This is a genomic window from Chondromyces apiculatus DSM 436 (assembly GCF_000601485.1).
GTDB lineage: Bacteria > Myxococcota_A > Polyangia > Polyangiales > Polyangiaceae > Chondromyces > Chondromyces apiculatus.
This window is the reverse complement of record NZ_ASRX01000051.1, coordinates 48902-72421: the sequence shown is the minus strand read 5'-3', so window position 1 is coordinate 72421 and position 23520 is coordinate 48902. Positions and strand designations below refer to the sequence as shown.

At 70.0% G+C, this 23520-nt stretch carries 18 protein-coding genes; 8 read left to right on the top strand and 10 right to left on the bottom strand.

Annotated elements, in window-relative coordinates:
* Positions 1–56: 56 nt before the first annotated feature.
* Both CAP_RS28235 and CAP_RS28230 read right to left on the bottom strand, forming a co-directional pair.
* Positions 57–542: a gluconokinase gene (locus CAP_RS28235; protein WP_044246705.1), complete on the bottom strand. Its 486-nt coding sequence runs from the start codon at positions 540–542 to the stop codon at positions 57–59.
* Between the two features lie 229 nt (positions 543–771).
* Complete coding sequence (locus CAP_RS28230) at positions 772–1671, bottom strand: hypothetical protein (RefSeq protein ID WP_156041210.1); 900 nt, start codon at positions 1669–1671, stop codon at positions 772–774.
* Positions 1672–2546: 875 nt separating this feature from the next.
* Here CAP_RS28230 and CAP_RS28225 point away from each other — a divergent pair.
* The 3 genes from CAP_RS28225 (at position 2547) to CAP_RS28215 (ending at position 6485) form a co-directional block, all read left to right on the top strand.
* Positions 2547–2771 carry a hypothetical protein gene (locus tag CAP_RS28225; RefSeq protein ID WP_044246703.1) on the top strand — a complete coding sequence of 75 codons (225 nt, stop codon included), beginning with the start codon at positions 2547–2549 and terminating at the stop codon, positions 2769–2771.
* Between the two features lie 621 nt (positions 2772–3392).
* Positions 3393–3995, top strand: coding sequence for a hypothetical protein (locus CAP_RS28220; RefSeq protein WP_156041208.1), 603 nt, complete (start codon positions 3393–3395; stop codon positions 3993–3995).
* Between the two features lie 126 nt (positions 3996–4121).
* Entirely contained in the window at positions 4122–6485 is a 2364-nt protein-coding gene (locus CAP_RS28215) for a LamG-like jellyroll fold domain-containing protein (RefSeq protein ID WP_081865333.1), read from the top strand.
* Between the two features lie 268 nt (positions 6486–6753).
* On the opposite strand, the gene CAP_RS28210 is transcribed toward CAP_RS28215, so the two are convergent.
* Positions 6754–8220, bottom strand: a complete 1467-nt coding sequence (locus CAP_RS28210) for a PAS domain-containing protein (protein ID WP_044246700.1) — start codon at positions 8218–8220, stop codon at positions 6754–6756.
* A 216-nt stretch (positions 8221–8436) separates the two neighbouring features.
* On the opposite strand from CAP_RS28210, the gene CAP_RS28205 reads away from it, so the two are divergent.
* Positions 8437–8793, top strand: coding sequence for a hypothetical protein (locus CAP_RS28205; RefSeq protein WP_044246698.1), 357 nt, complete (start codon positions 8437–8439; stop codon positions 8791–8793).
* Between the two features lie 161 nt (positions 8794–8954).
* Here the strand turns inward: CAP_RS28205 and CAP_RS28200 are convergent, their stop codons facing one another.
* Entirely contained in the window at positions 8955–9902 is a 948-nt protein-coding gene (locus tag CAP_RS28200; RefSeq protein WP_044246696.1) for a hypothetical protein, read from the bottom strand.
* Positions 9899–10984: a hypothetical protein gene (locus CAP_RS28195; protein WP_044246693.1), complete on the bottom strand. Its 1086-nt coding sequence runs from the start codon at positions 10982–10984 to the stop codon at positions 9899–9901. The genes CAP_RS28200 and CAP_RS28195 overlap by 4 nt, the downstream gene beginning before the upstream one ends.
* A 470-nt stretch (positions 10985–11454) precedes the next feature.
* On the opposite strand from CAP_RS28195, the gene CAP_RS28190 reads away from it, so the two are divergent.
* The 4 genes from CAP_RS28190 (at position 11455) to CAP_RS45710 (ending at position 17320) form a co-directional block, all read left to right on the top strand.
* The gene (locus CAP_RS28190) at positions 11455–12942 is read left to right on the top strand and encodes a radical SAM/SPASM domain-containing protein (protein ID WP_052376166.1); all 1488 of its coding nucleotides are present in this window, start codon (positions 11455–11457) and stop codon (positions 12940–12942) included.
* A 78-nt stretch (positions 12943–13020) separates the two neighbouring features.
* Positions 13021–13182, top strand: coding sequence for a hypothetical protein (locus CAP_RS51010; protein WP_156041206.1), 162 nt, complete (start codon positions 13021–13023; stop codon positions 13180–13182).
* Positions 13183–13407: 225 nt separating this feature from the next.
* A complete protein-coding gene (locus CAP_RS28185) occupies positions 13408–14454 on the top strand; it encodes a hypothetical protein (RefSeq protein ID WP_156041205.1) in 1047 nt (348 codons plus the stop codon).
* A gap of 91 nt (positions 14455–14545) precedes the next feature.
* The gene (locus CAP_RS45710) at positions 14546–17320 is read left to right on the top strand and encodes a serine/threonine-protein kinase (protein ID WP_052376164.1); all 2775 of its coding nucleotides are present in this window, start codon (positions 14546–14548) and stop codon (positions 17318–17320) included.
* A 153-nt stretch (positions 17321–17473) separates the two neighbouring features.
* Here CAP_RS45710 and CAP_RS28175 read toward each other — a convergent pair whose 3' ends face one another.
* From CAP_RS28175 to CAP_RS45705, 5 genes are all read right to left on the bottom strand, one after another.
* Entirely contained in the window at positions 17474–18754 is a 1281-nt protein-coding gene (locus tag CAP_RS28175; RefSeq protein ID WP_044246687.1) for a glycosyltransferase, read from the bottom strand.
* Positions 18755–18936: 182 nt separating this feature from the next.
* Positions 18937–20595, bottom strand: coding sequence for a radical SAM/SPASM domain-containing protein (locus tag CAP_RS28170; protein WP_231511733.1), 1659 nt, complete (start codon positions 20593–20595; stop codon positions 18937–18939).
* Positions 20596–20767: 172 nt separating this feature from the next.
* Positions 20768–20953, bottom strand: coding sequence for a hypothetical protein (locus CAP_RS28165; protein ID WP_044246683.1), 186 nt, complete (start codon positions 20951–20953; stop codon positions 20768–20770).
* 231 nt (positions 20954–21184) lie between these two features.
* Positions 21185–21457 (bottom strand): hypothetical protein, encoded by a 273-nt coding sequence (locus CAP_RS52640; protein WP_044246681.1) that lies wholly within the window; start codon positions 21455–21457, stop codon positions 21185–21187.
* A gap of 178 nt (positions 21458–21635) precedes the next feature.
* Positions 21636–23471, bottom strand: coding sequence for a sigma-54-dependent Fis family transcriptional regulator (locus tag CAP_RS45705; protein ID WP_052376162.1), 1836 nt, complete (start codon positions 23469–23471; stop codon positions 21636–21638).
* Positions 23472–23520 lie beyond the last annotated feature (49 nt).

Below are 23520 nucleotides of genomic sequence, written 5' to 3'. Positions count from 1 at the left end.
ATGTTCTCCAGGGCGCGCCCTCTGTCAAGCCGCGCGCGCACCCCGGCGCCTCTGCCTCAGCGCCCCAGCGCCGCCCGGATCTGCGGCACCAGCACGTCAGGCGTGAGCGTCGCGTCCACCGTGAGGGCGTCGCCCGGCTCCTCCAGCGCCTCGTACTGGCTCTCCACCAGCCCCGGCGGCATGAAATGGCCATCCCGCCCCGCGACCCGCGCCCGCGCCACCTCGATGGACACCTGCAGGAACACGAGCTTCACCCGCGCCGGATCGACCACCAGGCACTCCCGGTACATGTCCTTCAGCGCCGAGCACGCCAGCACCGTGTCCGCCGCCTCCTCCAGCCATTGTACGATGAGCGTCTGCAGCTCCGCGAGCCACGGCTTCCGGTCCTCGTCCGTGAGCGGCTCCCCCCGCCGCATCTTCGCGACATTCTCTGGTGAATGATAATCGTCGGCGTCGAAGAAGCGCACCCCCATGCTCTCGGCGAGCGCGCGCCCCACCGTCGTTTTGCCGGCTCCCGAGACCCCGAGGACGATGATCACCATTGCCCCGGGGTATAGCACGGCAGCGCCCGGAGCCCGTCCAGGCACCCCGAGCGCCGCCCTGCCCCCCGGAAACCGCGCGCGAAGGCGCACCAGGCCCGTACCAGCACCCGACACACCTCCACGCGCCCGCCGCGCCCGCTGCGCGTCGTCCAGGCGCTGGGGGCTTCAGCGAGCGAGTCCCTCCCGGGTACCCCGCCCGCCGTCACCCCTCACGCCCCGGCAGCCCCGGTCAGGCCGTCTCTTCGGCCTCGATCCGCGCCCGCAGCGCCGCCCGCTGCTTCTCCAGGGCCATGGCCGCCTTGTCGAGCTCCGCGAGCTGCGCCTTCTCGGCCTCCAGCAGCGCCGCGGCCTTCCGGGCGTCTTCCTCGGCCTGCTCCAGCTCCGCGAGCCGCAGCTCCGCTCCCGCCAGCTCCTCCTGCAGGCCCTCGATGTACTCCTGCACCGATTCCACGGTCTCTTCTTCCTCGCCCGACCCGCGCTTCCCCACCTTCCGGAGGAAGAACTGATCCGCGAACGAGGAGGGGAGCCCCGTGTGCTCGTGAGGCATCTTGGCCAGCGTCCCGTGCAGCTCCTTCCGCGCTGCATTCAGCCGCGCGATCCACTGGTAGCGCTGGCCGGTATCGCGGAAGTTCCGGTTGCCCTGCTGGACGGTATCCCGGGCCTGCACCGCAGCGTCAGCCTCGTTGACGAGGAGCGTCAGCTCCGGCGCCAGCGCCAGCAGCAGCTCATGGGGGCTCTCCGTCAGCGATTGCACCCACTTGCGCATGGTGACGAGCTGCGCCCCCAGCACCGGGCGCTTGAACTCCGTCAGGGTCTTGGTGCCGAAGTAATGAACGTAGAGCACGTGCTCGCGATCATCGTCGACGATGCCGAGCACCGTCTTCGAGAGCTTGCCCGCGAACGCATCCAGCCTGTCATCGGCAATGTCGACGCGGGCCTGTGCGCCAGCCTGTGCGTCGTTGATCTCCAGCTCGGTGGTGAGCACCTCGAGACCTTCGGCGCGCAGCGCCTCGAAGGTCGGGATGTGCGGCGCCCCCAGCGCGTGTGCCTTGAGCCGCTCCAGCGTGTAGCCCACCTGGGCCAGCAGGGGTTGGAGCGCCGTGCGTACGTCTAACGTTCTCGCAGCCATGGGAATTCCTCCGGCATGAACGATGCATTGAACCCGATGCATCTCGGTTCCGCGTTCCGTGTCAATGAACGCGTGGCAATCAATAGTCACTCCGTTCGTAGTTTCAATAGCGAAATGGGATCGAACATCCGTTTCCTGTTGCGCTGGAACGCGGGGCGAGCGCTGACGAATGGCATCGAAGTTGCGCTCCGTCGATGGTCCCGGTGTTGCAATGGCAGCGCGCGTCACAGCGCGGCTGCGGTCAGCGGCGGTTGAAGGGAGGGGGAGTCTCGCGCCGTGAGGTGTGCGCCAGCTCTCCGGAAGCCGCAGTCCGGTGGCGTCGAGTGTCGCCGTGCGCGGAGGAGGGCACCCTTCTGACCGGAGAGACTGTCGCCGGAAAGCGCAGGAGAACGCGGTCGTAGCGCAGAGAGCGTCGCCGTGAGCCGCGCATGGAGGCACTCCGCGTCCGAACGTGGGCGCTTCCTGGGAGCAAGTCCTGTTCCTGGCGCGTCGAGTCCATGGGGAGGTCGATGACGGCAGGGTTCGGCGCGCGTCGAACGTCGCCGTCGGCGGACGACGGCGTCATTCGGAGCGCGTCGACTGTCGCCGTCTTCGGACGACGAAGAGCCTCGGCGCGGTGAATCTGGCCGGAACCCGCAGGCAGGTGGTCCTGGCGCGGTGAGAATGGTGCCGGCGTCGGTGTAGGTGGAGAGGGGAGGACGTGAGAATGGCCCCTGTCGGCGGAGCTGGGGGCGGTGACGCGGTGAGAATGACGCCGTCGTCGGGTGAGGGCGAGGGTCGGAGATAGAGGAGAGGTGATCGAGAGGAGGGAGGTGGGGAGAGGAGAGGAGGAGAGCTGGCCGGGCGGAGGAAGGATGCCTCTGTAGAGGAGTGCGTTGACGTGGCCTGAGGCGTTCGTAGCCTCGGTCACCATGGCGGAGAGTGACCGGAGCAAGAAGGAGACCCCGAGGGCGCGGCGCGAGGTCCAGCCGCTGGGGTGGGAGGAGCTGATCGAGGAGCAGCGAGATGCTGCGCGGCAGGCGTGCGGGATCCTGGGCGACATTGCCGGGCAGAAGGCGGAGGCTGGGGGAGGGCGCTCGCAGTTGCAGACAGCATGCTGACGTAGGGATGCGCTGTGAGGTGACGTCTTACCTGACAGCCGCGCGGGTGCGGTCCTCATGGAAGAGCGACCCGCGGGAATGCGGAGGTTCGCTTGATCCTCGGGGGCCGAGAGGATGAAAACCCCAGGAGGTTCGCTGTTGGGCATGGACGCCGTGGACACCTGCTCCAGGCTGGTCACGATACTGCTTCCTCTGGAGACCTGAGTCGTCGTCTCGCGACCCTCGCATGACGCCATGCGCCTGCGGCGGATGCGCTCCAGTGGCTCGCGGAGCGGCGGGATCACGGGTTCAGGGGCCGGTTCACGCTGCCGGCGAGCGCGGATCCGGAGAAGCTCGCGAGGCTCCTGCCCGGGCTGCAACCCGACCCGCGTCAAGGAACTGCGCGCGGACGGTGACGCTGGGGCGTGTGGTCATTGCTGCGTCGCCCGGCGCCAGGCTGCACCAGGACGCGGTATGGCGAGCCCTGCCTTGACATCGCCGGAATTGATTTCAACATGCTCGGCTCTTTTGCCGTCAGGAGGGGACATGGATAGGGGCCGTGGTCTGCTTGTCATTGCGGTGGGTGCAGTGTCGTGCGTTCTGGCCGGGTGCGTGGTGCAGGCGGAGGAGGATGAAGGGCCGATGCCGGTCGAGGAATCGAGCGACCACCTGGACGTGTCCGGTGCGTCAGTGACGGCGCCCGAAGAGGGCGTCGGCGAGGAGTCCGTCGTCTTTCACGAGAACTTCTATGGCGATGGTGACCTCGGCCAGTGCAACAACAAGGCGTACGGCCACGTGAGCGCCACCATGGGGGCGTGGACGCCGAAGATCCGCATCGATACCGATGGGCGCAGCGGAGGGTGCTATCAGCAATTCGGGATCACGGACCCGGCGAGCACGCTTCGCACCCTCAAGGTCGAGGTCAATTTCTACGCCAATGGCGATGGCGGGCAATGCAACAACCCCGGGCTCAGGACCATCCCGATCTCGTCCGATGCGGTGCAGTGGAGTTCCAGGTACCGCATCGACACGGACGATCGCAGTGGCGGGTGCTACCAGGTCTTCAAGGTCTCGGGGCGTGACGACATCGGCCTCGACGTCGAGTTTCTGCCCGATGGCGATGGGGGGCAGTGCGGCCTGAGCGGGACGAAGACGGCGACGTCGACGAACCAGGCGAAGTTCCTGATCGACACCGATGGTCGCTCCGGGGGATGCACGCAGCGGTTCCGCCTGCGCCACCTCTGACGGCGCGGGGGATCGGGCCGCGGGCCGCAGCCGGGCCGCAGCCGGGCCGCAGCCGGGCCGCAGCCGGGCCGCAAGGTGAAGGAGCGCGGCTTGCGTCGGCGCGGAGGCGCTTGGTAGCGTGGCCGGATGCCCACTCTTCATGTCCGGTGGCGCGGCGACGCCGCGGCGGCGATGATCCTCGCGTCCCTGTCCGCCGCGGGGTGCGGCGCGGATCCCGAGGGCGCTGTGGAGCGCGCGGAGGACAGCCAGAGCGCGATCGTCTGCGCGCCGCCTCAGGATGGCCTGCGGCTCTGGCTGCGCGCCGACGATCTGCTCCTGCCCGACGGGGGTGCGGTGGCGAGCTGGGCGGACGCGTCCGGGCAAGGGAGCCATGCGTCGCAGGCCACGGCGGGCCGACGACCCACCCTGGTGGCGGCGGCCGTGGGGGGGCGCGCCGCGGTGCGCTTCGATGGCGTCGATGATCGGCTCGACCTCGCGCTCAACACGTTCGCCGCCGGCAGCTTTCCCATCACGGTCATCGCGGTGCTGCGCACGAACGACGCCGATGCGCACGTGGTGGGCACGGGCTCGTCCTCGGCAGGCTATCTCTCGACCTACGGGGGCGCGCTGACCTTGAGCGGCGGGAGCCCCACGATCAAGGCCAACAACGCGGGGAGCGGGCTCCTGCTCGGTGCGGGCGCGAGCGCTGCGAACGGGGCGCCCCGCGTGGTGGCCGCTGTGGCCCAGGCCGGTGCGAGTGCGCTGTTCGTCGACGGCCAGCTCCAGGGCGAGTCCACCGCGGCGACGAATGCTTACGGGTACGGGAAGTCGACGATCGGGGCGAGCGATGGGTCCAGTGCGCAGGCGTCGCGGGATCCCTTTGCTGGCGATCTGGCCGAGCTGATCGTCCATCACCGGGCTCTGTCGGCGGCGGAGCGTTCCGCCGTCGAGCAATGCCTCGGCGCCAGGTACGGGGTGCCGATCACGCTGCCGCCGGGGTGTGACGGGGTGCCGGGCAGTGGTCTCACCCGCGACGCGTGCGGGGTGTGCGGGGGCGATGGGTCGAGCTGCCTGGACGAGGCGGTCGTGCCCGATCAGCTCGCGCTGTGGCTGCGGGCGGATGATCTCGCGCTCCCGGACGGGGCCGCGGTGGCGCGCTGGAGCGACGTGTCCGGGCAAGGGGCCCACGCGAGCCAGGCCACGGCGAGCCGAAGGCCCATCCTGGACGCAGGGGTGATCCAGGGGCACGCGGCGGTGCGCTTCGACGGCGCCGACGATCGGCTCGATCTCGCGGTGAACACGTTCGCCGCCGCGAGCTTCCCGCTCACCGTGTTCGCGGTCCTCAAGACGACCGACGCGAGCGCGCACGTGGCGGGCACGGGCTCGTCCTCGGCGGGATACCTGACGACCTATGGCGGCGGCCTGACCCTCGTGGGCGGCGCGCCGACGCTCAAGGCGAACAACGCTGGCTACGGCCTCCACCTCACGGCGCCGAGCCCGATCCACGACGGCGCGCCGCGGCTCGTGTCCGGCGTGGCGCGGGCTGGCGGGAGCGCGCTGTCCGTGGGGTGCGCGATCGAGGGCCTCTCAGGGGCGGCCACGAATGCCTACGGCTATGGAAAGTCCACGCTGGGCGCGAGCGATGGGTCGAGCTCGGACAAGGTGATCGACCCGTTTGCGGGCGCGATCGCGGAGCTGATCGTCTACCGCCGCGCGCTCGGGGACGCGGAGCAGGCGGCGATCGAGGATTACCTCACGGGCAAGTACGGGCTCGGGACCTGCGTCCACGCGCCGCCGGATCCTGCGATCACGCTGACGTCGTCCGCGGTGATGTTCTTCCGGATGAACGAGGCCGGGCCCGCGCCGAGGGCCGACATTGCGCGGGGGCTCGACGTGGCCCCGTTCCCGCCCGATGGCGCGGGCATCTCGGCGGTGCCGGCGATCCAGGGGCTCGGCCAGTTCGTCAATGGTCCGGGCGGCTATCACTTCTGGCGCCCTAGCTCGCCCGGGATGAGCCACGGGGGCGGGAGCTTCACCTGGGCCGGGTGGATGAAGCTCGCGTCGTTCTATGACAGCCAGACCTTCGTCGGGAAATGGAACGAGGACACGGGCCACAACCGCGAGTATCGGATCTGGTACGACCTCTCGAGCCAGCAGATGAGATTCCAGGTCTCCGGGACAGGTGGAGGCGCGGCCAGCGAGACCGCCACGGCCGCGCACCCGGCAGCGATCGCGCTGGACACCTTCTATTTCATCGAGGCGTGGCACGACGCGGTCGCCGGCACCGTGAACCTGCGCGTCGGCACGACGGCGGATCGGGGCTCCGTTGCGACCGTTCCCTGGACGGGTGGCGTGCGCGTCGGCTCGGCCGATCTCAACATCGCCGCGCACAACACCTGCGCCGACGACCACCTCCACGGTGACATCGACGCGGTGGGGTACTGGACGCGGGTGCTGACCGAGGCCGAGAGTCTGCGGCTCTGGAACGGCGGCGTCGGCTACGAGCCCTGACGGAGGCATCCATCCGCGCATCACCCGCGCATCACCTGCGCATCACCTGCGCATCACCCGCGCATCACCCGCGCATCACCCGCGCATCACCCGCGCATCACCCGCGCATCACCCGTGAGAGGCAGGCCGCGGCGATCCGAGAGATGGCCATGCGGTGCTGCGATCTCACGCATGCGTTCTGGACCAGGCAGTTGCAGCGCCTGCCCCAGGCGGTGGCCTGCGAGGTGGCAGGCTGACGCCTGGCCTCGGGCGAGCCCGCCCTCAGCCCTCAACCCTCGCGGCGCATGCAGCGGCGGAGCGCTTCGGCGAGGGTGCTGTGGGTGCGTTCGCCCGGGATCTCGATGCCGAGGGTCACCATGGTCCTGGCGACGCTCGGGCCGATGCCGGAGAGCAGGGCGGTGCAGCCGAGCAGGTCGACGCTGCGCATGATGGTGAAGAGGCGCTGGGCCGTGGCGGAGTCGACCATGTCGATGCCGGTCAGGTCGAGGATGGTGAAGCGCGCGGCCTGCTGGATCACGGCCTCGAGCAAGCGCTCGGTCACCACGGATGTTCGCTCGGCGTCGAGGTCGCCCATCAGGGGCACCACCAGGACGCCGCGCCACACGCCGATGATGGGGCTGATGAGCCGGTCGATGGCCTGCTTCTGGGACTGGATCAGCGCGAGCTGGTCGCGCATCCGCTTCTCGTCCTGCGCCCGGAGGGTGATGTCCTCGGTGATGGAGAAGAGGCCGGTGACCGCACCCTTGCCGTCGAGCGCGGGGTGGTAGCTGGAGCGCCAGACGCTTTCGCCCACGGGGTGCTCGAGGGTGAACGACTCGCCAGCGAGGGCGCGGTGGAAGCGCGCGATGGCGTCGGGGTAGGCCTTGTACACCTCGAAGAGGTTCTTTCCGACCAGCTCACCGGGCGCGCGGTTGAGGAGGTGGAGGTTGTTGCCTGCGGAGAGGGTGCAGGTGCCGTCCTTCGACATGGCCCACACCACCATGGGCAGCTCGTTGATGACGCGGAGGAGGCTCTGGGCCTGGCGCATCTCCTTGACGTTCTCGGTCATCGCCAGGGCCAGGCCGACCTGGGCGACGACCTCCCCGTCCTCGCCGCGGAGCGGGTGGCACTCCTGGAGCCAGGAGACGTGCTCCTCGACGAACCAGTCCTTGCTCGACGCGCCGGCGAGGACCCGGCGGGTCGTGCTCAGGGTGTGGCTCCCCTCCGGATACATCGCGAAGGTGTTGCTTCCCACGTAATCGCCGGGGTGCAGGCCGTAATGGCCGAGCGCCTTGCCCTCGTTGAGCGCGAGGGTGCCGTCACGGAGGACCGTCCACAGCACGGCGTCCATCTGGTCGAAGATCCAGAGCAGGGTCTTCTCCTTGGAGTGCACGATGTCATCCGCGGTCGTGCGCGCCACATTGCGCGCCATCTCGTGGGCGATGGCGACGGCGCCGCGCGCGACGTCGTCGAGCCGCAAGCAGCAGGCGTCCTCGCCGGCGGCCCAGAGGGTGCACCGCATGGCCACCCCGCGCTGCGGGCCCACGGCGAGCCGGGCCACGAGCGACGCCCGGCCGGAGACCGCCTGCGCCAGGGCGGAGCGCAGGAGGGCTTGATCCTCCAGCGCGAAGCAGGCGGCGATCGACGACGCTGCCCCGAACTCCGTCTTCCATGCCGCATTGGCTTCGCGAATGACCCCGCCCACGATGACCGCGAGCGGTTCGGGGCACCCATCGAACAGCAAGGAGGTAGGCATGGGAGCTTGATGGAGGCAGTGATCTCGCCCCGCATGCGCGATGATCTGCCGTCTGTCGTTGCCAGGCAAGGGCTTCTCAGGCAGCCGGCACGCACAGATGGCAGCGACCTCGCACCTTCGTGAACGACCTGTGCGCCACATTGCTGGGCGCGAGTCCCACAGCACGGCTCACGGGGAACGCTTGACAGGGGGGAGGTGCTGCGTCCGGATCGGAGGGTGATTGCGCGCCGCCTTCTCGCAACGTACGACCCCTGCGCGCTCCACGCGGCGAGCAGCGAGGTGATGGCCGCGGTGGGGCTCGATGGATTCAGCAACGGCAGGATGTCGCTCCGCACGGCTTCGGGCTGGGTGGCGAGCGTGGGCACGGACTGCACGTGCACGGCGCTCTGGGCGGCAGGGCCGAACGATCTGTTCGTGGCCACAGGGCAGGGGCAGATCCTACGGGGCGATGGGGTGGGCTGGGTGGACACAGGGGCGCCGACGTCGCGCAACGTCCGGGCGCTGTGGGGGACGTCGGCGAGCGATGTCTGGGCAGCCGGGGACGGGGGGGCGCTGCTGCGGTACTCGCCCTGATCCATGCGGCCGGGGACATTGTCCGCTTCCCGCGGCGACGGGCGTCAGGCCCGAAGCGGCAGAGCGCTCCGGGAGCCGTGAGTGGATCGCGGAGTGGGGGGCCCCGACGAGCTTTGCGCGACGGGGGGCGGGGGGCGAGCCCCTGCCGTGTGAATGAGGGGCTATGGCGCAGGGAGAGGCGCGGGGGCGCTCTCGCTGCCCACGACCAGCGGGCCGGCGGCGAAGAGGGCAGTGAGGCGCTCGGGCAGGGTGGCGCCGGGGGGCAAGGGGACCCTGCGGCGGTGGATGACGCTGCACTCCTTCGCGTCCGGGAGCGAGGGCGAGGGCGAGGGCGAGGGCGTGGGCGTGGGGTCGGAGGCGAAGGTGAGGAAGAAGCGCAGCTCCAGGTCTTCGGGGCCGAGGCTCGGGTCGGTCCGCGCGAGCGGGATGAGCGCGTCGCAGGTGCCACCAGGCGCCGGGGTGAAGCAGAACGAGATGAGAGAGAGCTTCTCGATGGCGCGGCGGTCGATCTGCTCCACTTCGGCAGAGGTGCGCTGCGCGGGGAGCGGGATTGGCGGGGGGGTCGTGCGCGCGAACAGGGCGCGGATGAGGTCGTGGTGGCCGCGAGGGGGGCTCTGGTCGGCGGCGCGGCGGGCGGCGTTCTCGAAGCGGGTGCCGTCGTGGCGGGCGGAGAGGGTGACGGAGAAGGCGGTGAGGGTCGCGGCGTGAGGGCCCTCCAGGGAGACGTGCAAGGCGACGGGGACGATCTCGCCGCGCAGCAGGGAGGCGCCGATTTTCTCGTCGATGGCGGCGGGCTCGCGGAGGGCGAGGGAGACGCGCGCGGGGAGGAGGCGGCGGAGGGCTTCGTGGGCGCGCTGGGTCTCCTGGAGATCGGCCTCGGTGGCGCGGAGGACGAGATGGAGGTCGTCGAGGCGGCGGCAGGCGGCGAGGGGAGTGTCGAAGGAGATCTGGGGGCGCGGGGGCTCCGGGAGCAGGTGGGGGCGGCAGGCGGTGGCGAGGGAGGCGAGGGCGGCAAGTGCAGCAAGCGTGGCGAGGGGGACGGGTGCGGTGGGGGCGCGGGGTGCGGTGGGGGCGCGCGGGAGGAGGCGGGGAGGGGAGGGCAGCTTCACGGGCGGGCTCCGGGAGGGGGGGCGCGGCGGGCGGCTGCGATGAGGTCAAGGGGGCCGCTGGCGAAGAGGGCGTGCACGCGCGCGGCGAGGTCGGGGCCGGGAGGCAGGGGGAGCGCCACCTCGGTGCCGAGGTTGCAGCCGCGTTCGAGGCGGCGGTCCGGTTCGAAGACGAGGCGGACGAGAAGGGCGTCGTCCGGTGGGAGCGGGGTGGGGGCAGGGGCGGTGGAAGAGGGCGCGGAGGCTGCGGGGAAGGGCCGGGGGCGGGGGTCGAGGGAGAGGGGGTCGAGGGAGAGGGGGTCGAGGGAGAGGGGGTCGAGGGAGAGGGGGTCGAAGGGGTCGCTCGGGGCGGGCTCCGGCGCGAGGATGGTGACGGCTTCGCAGGGCTCTCCGAGGCGCGCTGGTTGGATGATGCTGCACTCGCCCTCGCGGACGCTGAGCACGGTGAGGGTCTCCTGCTGTAGCGGGGTCCCGGTGCCAGGGCGGCCAGGGACGATGTCCGGGAGGACCTTCTCGGTGCCGCGGAGCTGCGGGTCGACGGCGCCGAGGGTGAGGCCCGCGACGACGGCGTCAGCGAGGGCGCCGAGGAGGTTGTAGCCGCCAGCGATGCCGCCAGAGGTGGGGGGCTCGACGCGCGCGAGCTTCCAGAGATCGCGCTCCTCCCAGGCCGACCAGAGGCGGTCTCCGGCGCGCAGGCGGGCTTCGGGTCGGAGGCCCGCTCCGGCGTGCGCCGAGGTCTCCAGGCGGAGCTGGAGCAAGGTGACGTCGGTGGGGAAGACCTCGTGGCCGAGGCGGGCGTGCATCGCCTCGCGGCCGAGAGCACGGCCGGTCAGCGTGGCGTTGGTGCGGGAGAGGAGTGCCTGCCGCAACGCCTGGCGCTCGTCGTCGTCGAGGACCTCCTCCGAGCGGGCCCCGCGGTCGGCGCTGTGCTCGCGTTCGCAGGCGGCGAGCCAGGCTTCGTCGAGCTGGCCGTCGCGGACGAGGGTGGGGATGGAGGCGCAGCCAGTGGTGAGGGCGGTGAGGAGAGTGGCGAGAAGGGCGCGCCGTCGCCGGCCGAGGAACACGGGCTCCATGGTTCTCTTCATCGCACTCCTGGAGTGATTGCCACCAGCGTTGGTGCGGCGGGCGCTCCCGGGCGGCGCGTGGTGGAGGCCTCGCCGCCTGCACGGTGATGACGCACGTGGTCAAAGGGGCGGCGGGCTTCACGGACCCACGGGAAAGATGCGCTGGTGATGGTCGCTGCTGAAAAGAACCTGCGTGGCCACGCGGGAGATGTGCGGGGCACGCATGGAATCCGCATGGAACCCGCATGGAAACGGCGGCGGGAGGATGTAGGAGCACCAGGATTCTTCGTTGACAGTCTCCCTTGGCTCATGTTGCTATCGCCGCACTCGTGGACAGCCTCGTGGTGCGCCGCCCCGAGGCGCATTGCAGCATTCGACCATGGGCGATCCAGCATGACCTCACTGCCGGTGAGGCAGCGCGCTTTGCAGGCTGGATCGACGTGGCGTCATTTCACGGGCGCGGCCCCCTCTCGGAGCGAAGGATTCCCCTCATGCTGAGCGGTGCACGGAATGACGGCAAGGTTTCGCTGAGGCTGCTGTCCCAGTCGCCGCTGGACGAAGGGGGGTGTGGATCGGGGCCCATCGAGCAGGCGAAGCCGCTGGGGGTCGAGCAGTGGGTGCCGTCGCGGTACAACGTCCGGGCGACGACCGACACCGGGCAGGTCATTCTCTGGAACACGCTCAGCACGGCCATCAGCGTGTTCAAGCCGGAGCAGGCTCCTGCCGTGCTCCAGTTGCTGAGCGCCAAGGGCTTCGAGTCGCGCGCCGAGGGAATGGCCGGGTATCTCTCCGAGCGCGGGTACCTGGTGAAGAAGGGTACCGACGAGCTCCGCATCTTTCGCCACAAATTCGGGCAGGATCACTACCGCAGCGACACGCTGGAGCTGATCCTGATGTCCTCCGAGGACTGCAATTTCCGCTGCAAGTACTGCTACGAGGACTTTGCGCGCGGCACGATGCACCCGGGGATCCGGCAGGGGATCAAGAAGCTCGTCGAGTCGCGGATCAAGCGGCTCAACCGCATGAGCATCCGGTGGTTTGGCGGGGAGCCTCTGTACGGCTGGGAGGCGATCAAGGATCTCGCGCCGTTCTTCTCGGAGATGGCGGCGAAGCACGACGTCGTCTTCGGGAGCGGGATCACCACCAATGGGTATCTGCTCACGCCCGAGGTCGCCGACGATCTCTTCAAATGGCGGGTGCACGGCTTCCAGATCACGATCGACGGAATGCCCGAGGATCACGATTGCAGCAGGCCGACGCGGGATGGGCAGGGGTCTTTCGCGAAGATCTTCGAGAATGTCAAAGCGCTGGCGCGCCGGGACGACGATTTCCGGGCCACGCTGCGGGTGAACTTCGACCAGAAGAACCACAAGCGGTTCGACGAGTTCATTGACCTCATCCAGGATTTCGTGGGCGGGGATCAGCGGTTCCGCATCAGCCCGCGCTCCGTGGGGCGCTGGGGCGGCGAGAACGACGAGACGCTCGCGGTGTGCCACGACGAAGAGCGCTTCGTGCTGATGCGGGAGCTGAAGGCCATCGCCGGCAAGCGCGGCCTGCGCGTGGAGACGCTGCGCGACTGGAACTTCGTCGGGGGGAACGTGTGCTACGCGGCCCGCCCGTACAACATGCTCATCGGGGCGAGCGGCAAGGTGATGAAGTGCACCGTGGTGCTCGACAAGAACGAGAACAACGTGGTCGGGCGGATCACGGAAGAAGGGGAGCTGATCCTCGACGACAACCGGATGGCCCTCTGGACGGAGCCCGCCTTCGAGCGCGACTCGCAGTGCCAGAAGTGCGCGGTGTTGCCGAGCTGCCAGGGGATCTCGTGCCCCCTGCCGCGGATGGAGACGAACGACAGGCCGTGCATCCCCACGCGGAAGTACTCGAAGGCCGAGCTGCTCGAAGTGGTCAAGTACCCCACCCGGGCGGCGCGGAAGCGTCAGGTCGAGGCGCAGACGCCTCCCTCGGACGCGGAGTGATCTCGGCTCGCTGAAGGAACCGGCGAGCCCCAGGAGTTTGAGTCCAGGATCTGGGCTCTTCAACAAGGAGAACGAACAATGGATCAGAAGAAAGACATCACCCCCGAAATCGAGAAGCCCGTTGATCCGACCCAGAAGATCGAGGTCGACGAGCTCGACGACCTCGACCTCGCCAAGGTCTCCGGTGGCGTGAAGGAGTACCAGGACTCCAACACGAACTGTGGCCTCATCTGTTTCTGAGCGTGCGTGAAGGGTGAGTCGGCTCGATTCGTCGGGCCGACGGCGCCTCTGGATACGCCGCTTCCTCGTGACCCGGAAGCTGACGCGATGTGGACTCCGCTGGATGCTCTTTACGAATCTGGAAGGGTGCCCCGCTTCCCGTTGCGTTCCTGGGCAGCGACGCTCCTGACGAAGCTTTCGGCGTCCGGCGATCGGCCAGATTCCCCGCACACCTTCGAGCTCTGCATGAACAATGCGGCGCTGATCGAGGTGTACCGGGGTGATCTGCGCAGCGCCCACCGCCTCTGCCAGATGCAGCTCCGCTGGGCTGCGCGGAGCGAGGCGCGGTACGGGGGCACGACGGCAGGGGTGCTCGCCGTGCAGCCGTGGATCAACCTGGGCAGGTTGAAGCGGCTGGAGAAAGACGTCGAGGGAGCCCTCGCGCACTTCAGCCTCGTCGTGGCCACGCTCGACGGCGCGCCCGTGCGTCTGGGGCCGCTGCACCTCGATGCCGAGGCATGGCAGGAGGTGGTGCGTCACCGCTCCCTGCTGGGGATGCTGAAGGCCGTGTACCTGATCGATTCGGTGAAGACGTTCCTTGGCGCGCGCGACGAAGGCGCAGCGCTCGGGTTCCTCCGGCAGGCCCGGGAGCGGCTCGGAGGGCCTCCGTCCGTGCTCCTGAACGAGCTGGAGCTGCTGGTGCTGTCCCGGGCAGGGCGCCTCGACGAGGCCGCGTCCGTGCTGGAGCGGGAGAGCTGGGGGGAGAGCGACTACGCGAAGCTCCTGCGCGTCACGTACCGGATCGCCCTGCGCGCGGCCTCCGGAGAGGTGGACCGCGCGCGCCGCACGATGGAGCAGCTCGTCGCCAGGGTGCAGGCGCAAGAAGATTTCGGCACGCCGGCGGACATATGCATCCCCCGCTACCTGGAGTACCTCGGCACGCTGGCGGGGCGGCTGGAGCTGCCGGCCGCGGAAATGCCAGTGTGGCGTCTCGCGAGGCAGGCTGCGAAGCACCTCGACGACATGCCCTGCCGGCTGGTCTGCCTGGATGCCTTGCTGGCGCTGGAGGGGGTCGCGGAGCGCGAGGAGCTGCTGCAGGAGCGCGAGGCGCTGCTCCAGGAGTGCCTCTACGTGGCGCTGATGCGGGGGCGGGGGCTCGGCGTGGACCGCGCGGCGCTCGCCGATCCGGTCTTCGACGAGCTGCACCGGAAACTCGAAGCGATCGGCGATGCGGAGGGGAAAAGTGGCCCTCCGCCGGAAGTGGCCGTCCCCGTGGCCATCGGCGCCGCCTGAGGAACGGGGGAAACGGCGCGCCGGGGGCATGGATTCAGGGGCGCCAGTACTAGGCAACCGCCGGGCTCTGCTCTAAAGTTGGAGAAGCGCCATGGCTGATAGCGAAGACCTCGACGGCGGGATCCCGACCGCGCCGAACGCCCCGGCGATCCTGGGGGCTCCGCGTCTGTCGCTGGTCGCCGAGCAGGTGCTGGCAAACCGGTACGTGATCCGCGGGCGCATCGGCGCCGGGGGCATGGGGTCGGTCTGGCGGGTCTTCGATCGCGAGCTGGAAGAGGAGATCGCGCTCAAGGTCATCCTGGCGGAGCGCGGCGAGGACCGGACCGCGATCGAGCGGTTTCGCCGCGAGGTGAAGATCGCGCGGCGGATCTCGCACGCGGGCGTGTGCCGCGTGTTCGACTACGGCGAGGCGGACGGGCTGCATTTCCTGACGATGGAGCTCGTCGAGGGGAAGACGCTGCGCGCGCACCTTGCAGGTGGGGCGTTCCCGCTGGAGCGGGCGCTGGACATCGCGCGGCAGGTGGCCGAGGGGGTGTCGGCGGCGCACGCGCAAGGGGTGATCCACCGGGACCTGAAGCCCGAGAACGTGATCCTGCGCGAGGACGGGCGCGCGGTGGTGGTGGACTTCGGCCTCGCGCGGAGCCCGGCGACGGAGCATTCGAGCATCGCCGCGGTGGCGGGCACGCCGACGTACATGTCCCCGGAGCAGCTCCGGGGAGAGGCGCTCGACGTGCGCAGCGACGTGTTCGCGATGGGGCTGATCACGGCGGAGCTGCTCACGGGGCGGTCGCCGTTCGATCAAGGGTCGTCGGCGGCGACGACGAGCGCGATCTTGCGGGATCCGCCGCGGCCGCTGGAGATGCCGTCGCTGCCGCGGAGCACGGTGTCGGCGCTGGAGGCAGTGATCCAGCGGGCACTGGCGAAGTCGGCGGTGGACAGGTTCGCCTCGGCCACGGAGCTGGCCTCGGCGCTGTCGCTGGTGCAGGGCGGGGTGGCGTCGCTCGCGTCGCTCACGTCGGTCGGATCGCTCACGTCGGTCGGGGGGGCGGTGGTGAGCGCAAGCGCAAGCGCGAGCGCGAGCGCGAGCGTGCGGGGCGTGGACGCGCGCAGCGAGCCTGAAGGCGGCAGACACCCCACGAAGAGCAGCACGAAGCGCGCCCTGAGCGGCGTGGGTGGCTTGCTGCGGGATCGACGGCTGCAGGCTGCGCTGGCGATCGGGGCGATCATGGGCGGGACGGCGCTCGTGGCGGGCGCGGTGCGGCGCTACGACACGGCGAACACCCAGGCGGTGAGCGCGGTGGCGACAGTGCCGGCCGATGCGCCCGTGGAGGTGCCGGAGACGAAGACGCCGACGCTGCTCGTGCAGCCGTTCCAGAACCTGAGCGCGGACCCGGCCTGGGAGAGCCTGTGCTCGAGCGCGACGGAGTCGATCCGGGCAGGGCTGCGCAAGCTGCCGGACACGCGGTTGCTCGACGCGATCCCCGGGGCGGAGACGATGGCGGACGCGCGGCGCCGCGGCGTGACCTGGGTGATGACCGGGAGCGTGCAGCGGCTCGGGAGCGCGCTGCGGTTCGCGGCGCAGATCCGGGCGTCGTCGGGGCAAGCGGTGGGAGAGCCGATCGAGGTGGACGGCAATCCCTCGGAGGCCGCGGCGCTCCTCGGGCGGCTGCGGGAGCGGGCACTCGACGAGCTGCGGCTCCTCCGGCAGGAGCACGATCGGGAGCAGCGCGCGGTGCTGGAGACGCAGAGCGAGACGGCACGGAAGAAGCTGCTTCAGTACTACGCGATGGTGGGGCCGGCGCCGGGGTCGGAGCACCTGCACGTGGGGAAGCGGCTGCTCGACGAGGCCATCGAGGCCGACGGGAGCTACGTGGGGGCGCTCGTGGAGCGCGCGTACCTGCAAGCGCGCGGGGGCGGCGCGGCGACGCTGAAGGAGCGGCTGGCAGGAGGGCTCGCCGACATCGATCGGGCCCTCGCGGTCGAGCCCACGAGCGGGGCGGCGCTGGTGATGCGGTGCCGGCTGCTGCAGGTGGCGCTGGAGGCAGAAGGGGATCCGACAGACGTGGGGATCGCGCGCGCGATGGATGCGTGCGGCGCGGCGCTGCAGGCGGATCCTTCGTCGGCGCAGGTGCGGCTGGTGCTCGCGCGTCTGTACGATCGGACGTGCAGGGACGATCAGGCGATGGCGTCTCTGGAGAAGGCCAACGAGCTGGATCGGAGCCAGGGTGGGCGCAGCCTGAAGCACCTCGGGGAGCTGGCGCTGCAGAACGACAAGCTGCAGCTCGCCGACCGGGTGACGCGCGATCTGGTGGAGCTGCAGGAGGAAGAGCGGCGGGTCGGGGCGCGGTCGCTGAGCCAGCGGGCCGGGGTGCCGACGACGAGCGATGCGCACCTGCTCCGCGCGGCGGTGCTGCTGCGGCTCGGGCGCCTCGCGGAGGCGCGGACGGCGCTGGAGCGGCAGCTCGAGCTGGTGCCGCCGGGCGGGGGCGACACGCTGACGGAGGCGAGCGCGCTGCGGGGGCTCCTGCGGGTCGCAGCCCAGGCGAAGGAGGCTCCGCCGGCAGGCGCATCAGCGCGGCTCGGGGCGCTGGAGGCAGAGCTGCGCGCGGCGGTGGCGAAGGAGCCGCGGGTGGGGCTGGACGTGGCGAGCGCATACCGGTGGACCGATCCGGAGGCGGTGGTGCCGTGGCTGGAGCACGCCGGGGGCGCGGTGGCGGCGACGTGCGACGAGGCGCTGAAGCGCGCAATCTTCTACGAGGCGGCAGGGCGGCGGCGCGAGGCGCAGCAAGTGCTCGAGCGCTGCAAACCGCAGCACCGCTGGGAGGAGAGCTGCGTCGGGTGGGTGCGGGCGCGCGTCGGACGCTGAGAGCCGTCCGGTAAAGCTGCTGCGCGCCCCGCGTCGTCGGTCGGCCTCCCTCGAAATCCACGTGGATTCCTCGGTCGGCCTTCCTGGTCGCGGGGCGCTCGCGACGCTTTCCCGGTCAGCTCTCGAGCCGAGGTGAGCGACGCGCGTGAGGGGTCAGGTGAGGGCGTCGTGAGCGAGGTGGCCGCGCAGGACCGGGGCGCGGGTCACGGCCAGTCGCTCCAGGCATGCGCAGGCGTGAGCGAGGTCGGCGTGCTTCGCGAAGGCGCGCTGCAGGGCGTGGGCGCTGGCGCGCGGAGCGGGGTCGGCGAGGAGCGTGCGGAGCGCGTTTCTGAGCGCTTCCGGGGAGAGGTGCGCTGGAGGCAGGAGCAGGGACGCTCCGGCGGCGGCGCACCGCTCGGCGACGTCGGGTTGCTCGCTCCCGCCGGGGATGTGCAGGCTGGGCAGGCCGCTGGTGAGGGCGCCGAGGGCGACGGTGCTGTTGCCGCTGGCGATCACGGCTTGCGCGTGGCGCAGCGCGAGGGCCTGGGGGACGTGGGGGCGCACCAGGAAGTTGTCGGGGATGTCGCCCATCTCGGCGTCCATGCGGCCGACGGAGGCGATGACCCGCAGGGGTTCGTGGCGCAAGGCCTCGACGAGGGCCGTCCAGAAGCCTGGCTGATCGAAGGAGCGCCCGTGCTGCACGTAGATCACGGGGAGATGCTCGGCGTGCGCGCGCTCCAGCCAGTCGACGATGTCGGCGGGGGCTTCGGCCGGCTCCCAGAGGCACGCGCCGATGGCGTGCACGCGGGAGGGCAGGGCGCTCAGATCTCCCTCCAGCTCGGGGACGCTGCGCAGCAGGAACAGGTCGCCGAGCAGCGGCGTCTCGCGGGGGTGGGCCACGATCTCGGGCAGGCCGAGCCGCTCCCGCGCGCGCTGGTACCAGGTCGCCATCTCCTGGTAGCGCCAGCTCATGCGCTCCTCAGCAGTACTGCGTACCCTGGTGCTGCGTACCCCGGAGCAGGGACCCAGGGTCCCTACGCTCCCGTTGGTCGCTACCCCCTCCTCCTGGGGCCATTCGCCTTCCCAGGAGGGCCACAGGTAGGCCGCCTGGCCCAGCACGGCGACGGGGATTTGCGCGCGTTCGGCCATGATGTGGCCGCCGAGGGTGAGCATCTGCCCCACGAGGGCGTCGGGGGAGAACAGGGTGAGGGCGTGCTCGATGTGCCTCGCCTGGAGGCTCACCGCGGGGGCGAGCCACCAGTTCTCCACCTGGAAGCTCTCGCCGTCCTTGGGGCCTCGCGGCAGACGCTTGAGTCCATGTTCCTCGAGCAGCGAGGCCGCGCCCATGGCGGTGACGAAGGCGACCTCGTGCCCGCGCGCTTCGATTGCTCTCGCCAGCGCGATGGAGGGATACAGAAACCCGGGCGTGCCCAGCGAACAGAAAAGAAATCTCATTGCAATGACTCGAAGGTGCAGCAGCCGGCAATCTTTTCTCGAATGCCCTGCAGCCCTCTCATTCTCTCTCTCAAATTCGCTTCTGAACCTTCGGCTTCCCGCTTTGCATGAAACGAGGGGGTAGCGACCAACGGGAGCGTAGGGACCCTGGGTCCCTGCGCCAGGGTACGCAGTACCGGTACTCAGGTTTCGCAGGAGCGGACGACGGTGGCTTCGCTGCGTTCACCGCGGAGGAATTCCTGGTAGGCCTTGGCGACGCTGGCGCGGAAGCGTTTTCCGAAGCCGTCGCAGTGGTTCGTGTAGGCGTCGCCGTTGGATTCCTCGGCGAGGATGGCGCAGCCGCCGCCGCAGGAGGCGGCGTAGCGACACTTGCGGCAGACCGGGTTGGAGACCACGCTGCGACCGCGCCATTGCGTGAGCATGGACCGGTTCATCAAGGGGCGGCCGAGATCGTCGATGTGGCCGATGCGTTCCTTGGTATCGCCGGTGCGCTCCCAGCAGGCGTAGATGTCGCCGAGCGCGTCGAGCACGTACATCGTCGAGTGGGCGCCGCAGAAGGAGGCGCGGAAGGAGGGGTTCGTGGCGCTCTTGCCGTCGAAGATCTGGCGGGCGCGGGCGAGGATGGAGTTGTCGGAGATGCCGATGCAGGACACGCGGGGGTCGCTCTGCTTCAGGGCTTCGAGGGAACGGGACAGCTCCCAGGAGCCGAACACGGATTTCGCGTCCACGTTGGTGTTGGCGGCGTGGATGGGGGCCACGTAGGGCAGGAAGCCGGGGTGGGAGGCCCAGCCTTGCGCGTGGAAGACCTCGGCCAGCTCCGGGAGCTTGGCGAGGTTCACGCGGTCCACGTTGATCCGGATGCTCACCTCGACGCCGAGGTCGAGTGCCATGCGGATGTTGCGGGCGATGCGATCGAAAGAGCCGGAGCGGTCGGGGTAGATGCGCCGCAGATCGTGCTCGGCGGGGGGGCCGTCGAGGGTCACCTGGATGCTCGCGATGCCCTCGGGGCCCAGCAGGTCCTGGTAGGCGTCGAGCTCGGTGGCGTTGGAGACTGCGGAGAAGGACGCCTTGCCGCGCTCGCGGAGGCGCGCGATCAGGTAGCCCACGACGTCGTGGTTCGAGGCGAGGAGCGGCTCTCCGCCGAAGAACGTCACCTGGCGCGTGATGTCTGCGGCCGGGTCGAGGCCGTGGCTCGCTTCGAGGTGGAGCATCCCCTGCAGGATCCGGTCGGCCATGGGACGATCCATGGCGCGCAGGATGTGCGCGTAGGCCGGATCAGTGCGCATGTGATCCTGGAAGCAGTAATGGCAGCGCAGGTTGCACTGGTAGGTCGGAATGATCACGTAGCCGGGGGCGCGGCGCTGCGAGGCCTGGTGATAACGACCTGCAATGCCGCTGAAGAACTGGTCCTCTTCCTCGGGGGACATGTCCACGAGGTAGCCGCGCTTCTTCAGGATGGCGATGACCGCGTCCGAGGGCGTGACCACCTGCCCGTCCACGCGCGGCTCGGAGACCCATTGCCCGTAGAGGGGCTTCGGGGCTCGGTGCGTCTCCAGCGAGCGCAGGTAGGTGGCGACGCGCCGGGAGACCCGATCGTAGGCGCCGGTGTAGCCGTGCACGAGGAGCATGTCGCTCGGCTCGCCGGGCAGATCGACGTAGATCGTGAAGCTGCTGGTGCGGAGGTGCGGGGTCACCTCGCTGGAGGTTGCGGAGGGCTCGTTCGTGGAGAGCGGCCGCGTGACTGGAGGGAGCGTCAGGTCCGGCAGCGCGAAGGGCTCCAGCTCGGCGAGATCGGCGCCAGCGTTGAAGAGGGGAAGGCGCAGCTTTTCAGCCTTCGGCACGGATGGATCTCCTGTTCTACGGGACACTGGCTCGGACGCGCCGGCGTGGCTCGCTCGGGCGTCATCGAGGGGCGAGGGGAGCACCGCGCTCGGCTGGGAGGCGGACGCTGATTGCGAGAGCGAATGTACAGCCACCCGCCGCCTTCCGAGGGGAAGGCGGCGAATGCGCGGATCACTCGCCCTGCGGCTCCTCAGCGGCGTTCTGCTGCCGGATGTTGACGCCGCAGTTGACGCCACACCCGCCGCCGGCCACGCGCTTCAGCTCTTCCTCGTCGAGGTCCACGAGCTGGTTCGCCTCGGGAACTCCCTGGTTGAAGCTGGTGATGTCGGTGGTCGTCTCGTCCTTCTTGCTGTCCATCGTCTGCTCTCCTTGCGCCGGCCCTGGGGGCCCGGAACGTTGCGAAGTGCGGAGAGTACACCAGCGCCTGGAGGCAACCGTCAAGCGCGCTGGACTGGCCGCGATGCATTCACGGACCCATGGAGGGCCTGCGGCCAAGATTCGCTCATGGCTGTATCGCGAGGGACGGCGGGGCGGGAACTGGCGGAGAAGCGTCGGGGGCGCGTGTTGCGCTGCGCAATGCGTCGAAGCTCAGATCTGGTTGCAGGTCGTACCGGTGCAGAGACCGTTGGGGGAGGGGGGAGGAGGAGGGGGCGTCTCGTCGTCGCCGCCGTCGGCGATCTCGTCGCCGGCCTCGGCGTCCTCGTCACCGGCCTCGGCGTCCTCGTCGCCCGCCTCGTCGTCGAGCATCTCGGTGTCGGCGTCGCCCATCTCGTCGCCCGTCTGGGCAATGCAGCCCGTCGCGAAGACCGCGAGGCCGAGGACGATGGCGAGAGAACGCAGCGACTTGAGGCACGAGTTCATGTCCGACTCCTTCAGAGCGCAGGGTGCAGGTCGCCCTTCCACGGGCGATGCGTGGTCCAGTTCGGCGTGAGACGGCGCTGGGCGGCTCGGGCGCCGGGCAGAACGCGCCGGCACCCACCGCGTGGGCAGTCTCGCTAGCGATGTCTTGCGGGCCGGTGCGACCGCCGGTGGGCGGCGCTCAGTCGTCCCGCGCGTTCAACCCGAAGCGGTCGACACGCCGCTTCAGCATGATCCGGGTGATGCCTAGCAAGCGCGATGCCTCGGAGAGATTGCCGCGCGCCGTGCGGAGGGCTTCCTCGACGAGCTGGCGTTCCAGCACGTCGAGCTGTCCAAACCGTTCTGCAAGCGTCGCGCCAGCGCTCGGAGCCGCAGGGGTCTCCGCCGACGCCGACCGGAGCCGGGGGCTCAGGTCGGTGAAGTCCACCAGGGGACCGTCGGCGTTGATCGCTGCGCGCTCCATCTCGTTCCGAAGCTCCCTCACGTTGCCAGGCCAGGGGTGCCGTCTCAGGGCTGCGAGCGCCGCGGGGGTGAATCCCTCGAGCCGCTTGTCAGCGCTGGACGCGGAGGACTGAAGCAACGCTTGTGCCAGCAGCTCCAGATCGCCCTCGCGCTCTCGGAGAGGCGGGGTTTCGACCTCGATCACGTTGAGCCGGTAGTAGAGGTCCTCGCGGAAGCGGCGGGCGGCGATCTCCTTCACCAGATCCTTGTGGGTGGCGGAGACGACGCGGACGTTGACGCGGTGCGTTTTCTCGGCGCCGAGAGGCTGGATCTCGCCTTCTTGAAGGGCGCGCAGAAGCTTGGCCTGGGCGGCGAGATCGAGGTCGCCGATCTCGTCGAGGAAGAGGGTGCCGCGGTCGGCGAGCGTGAATTTGCCGCGTTTGTCGCGGATGGCGCCGGTGAAGGCGCCTTTGACGTACCCGAACAGCTCGCTCTCGATCATCGACTCGGGGATGGCGGCGCAGTTCAGGGTGATGAAGGGCTGGGCGGCGCGGGGGGAGAGGGTGTGCAGGAGGTGGGCGATGAGCTCCTTGCCGGTCCCGCTTTCGCCCCGGATGAGGACGTTGGCGGAGGCGGCGCCGTACTTGTGGAGCTGCGCCTTGAGCTGGAGCATGGGGGGGCTCGCCCCGATCAGATCGTCGGTGGGGCCGCCCGCGCCCAGGGCTTCGGCCATGGCCGTGGCGCTGCGGAGGCGCTCGGCGCCCTCCAGGGCGGCGGCGGTCAGGTGGCCGAGGGAGGTGAGAAACTCGAGATCTTGCGGGGAAAAGCGGTCCACCCGGGCGCGGTCGTCCACGTAGAGGAGGCCGAGGAGGCGGGAGCCCACGAGGAGGGGGGCGCCCATGGCCGAGAGGATGTGCTCCCGGACCAGGGTGTGGGGGGTCTCGCGGCCGCCGGCGTTGCGGAGGATCACGCCCTGGCGGCGCTGGAGGATGGCCTCGACCATGGCCCGGCTGAGGACGATCTCCTCTGCGGCGGCCGTTTTTCGGCTCCGGACCACGCGGCGCAGGCTGCCTTCAGGCCCGCTGGTCAGGCCGACCAGGGCCCGATCGCAGTCGAGGACGTCCAGGATGGCTTCCAGCATGCGCCCGAGCAGCTCGTCCTCGTTTTCGAGGGCTCCGATGGCGCGGCTGACCTCGTAGACGAGCCGCAGCCGTCGGTTGGCGCCATCGTCGGGCTGCGACGGGATCGCCGCCGACGTGAGCTGCTCGTGGACGATCTGCTGGGTGACCTCGGCCTCGATGAAGGTGATGAGGACGCTGCCGACCTGGATCCGGTCGCCATCGGTGAGCTCGTGGGACTCCTCGATCCGGCCTCCGTTCACGAAGGTGCCGTGGGTGGACCGGAGGTCTTTCACCCGCCACCCCGCAGGTGTCCGCGAGAACTCGATCTGCTGCCGGGAGACGCGGTGATCCGCCAGCACCAGGTCATTCCGCTCGTGGCGGCCGGCACGGAGGCCATCGCGGAGGGGAACGGCGACAGAGACCTGCCCGGGTTCGGTGACGATGATGTGGGCCATCTGCTTCGGGGGGGGCAGGGCTCATTGGGGGGCAGTTTGATCTTTTGAT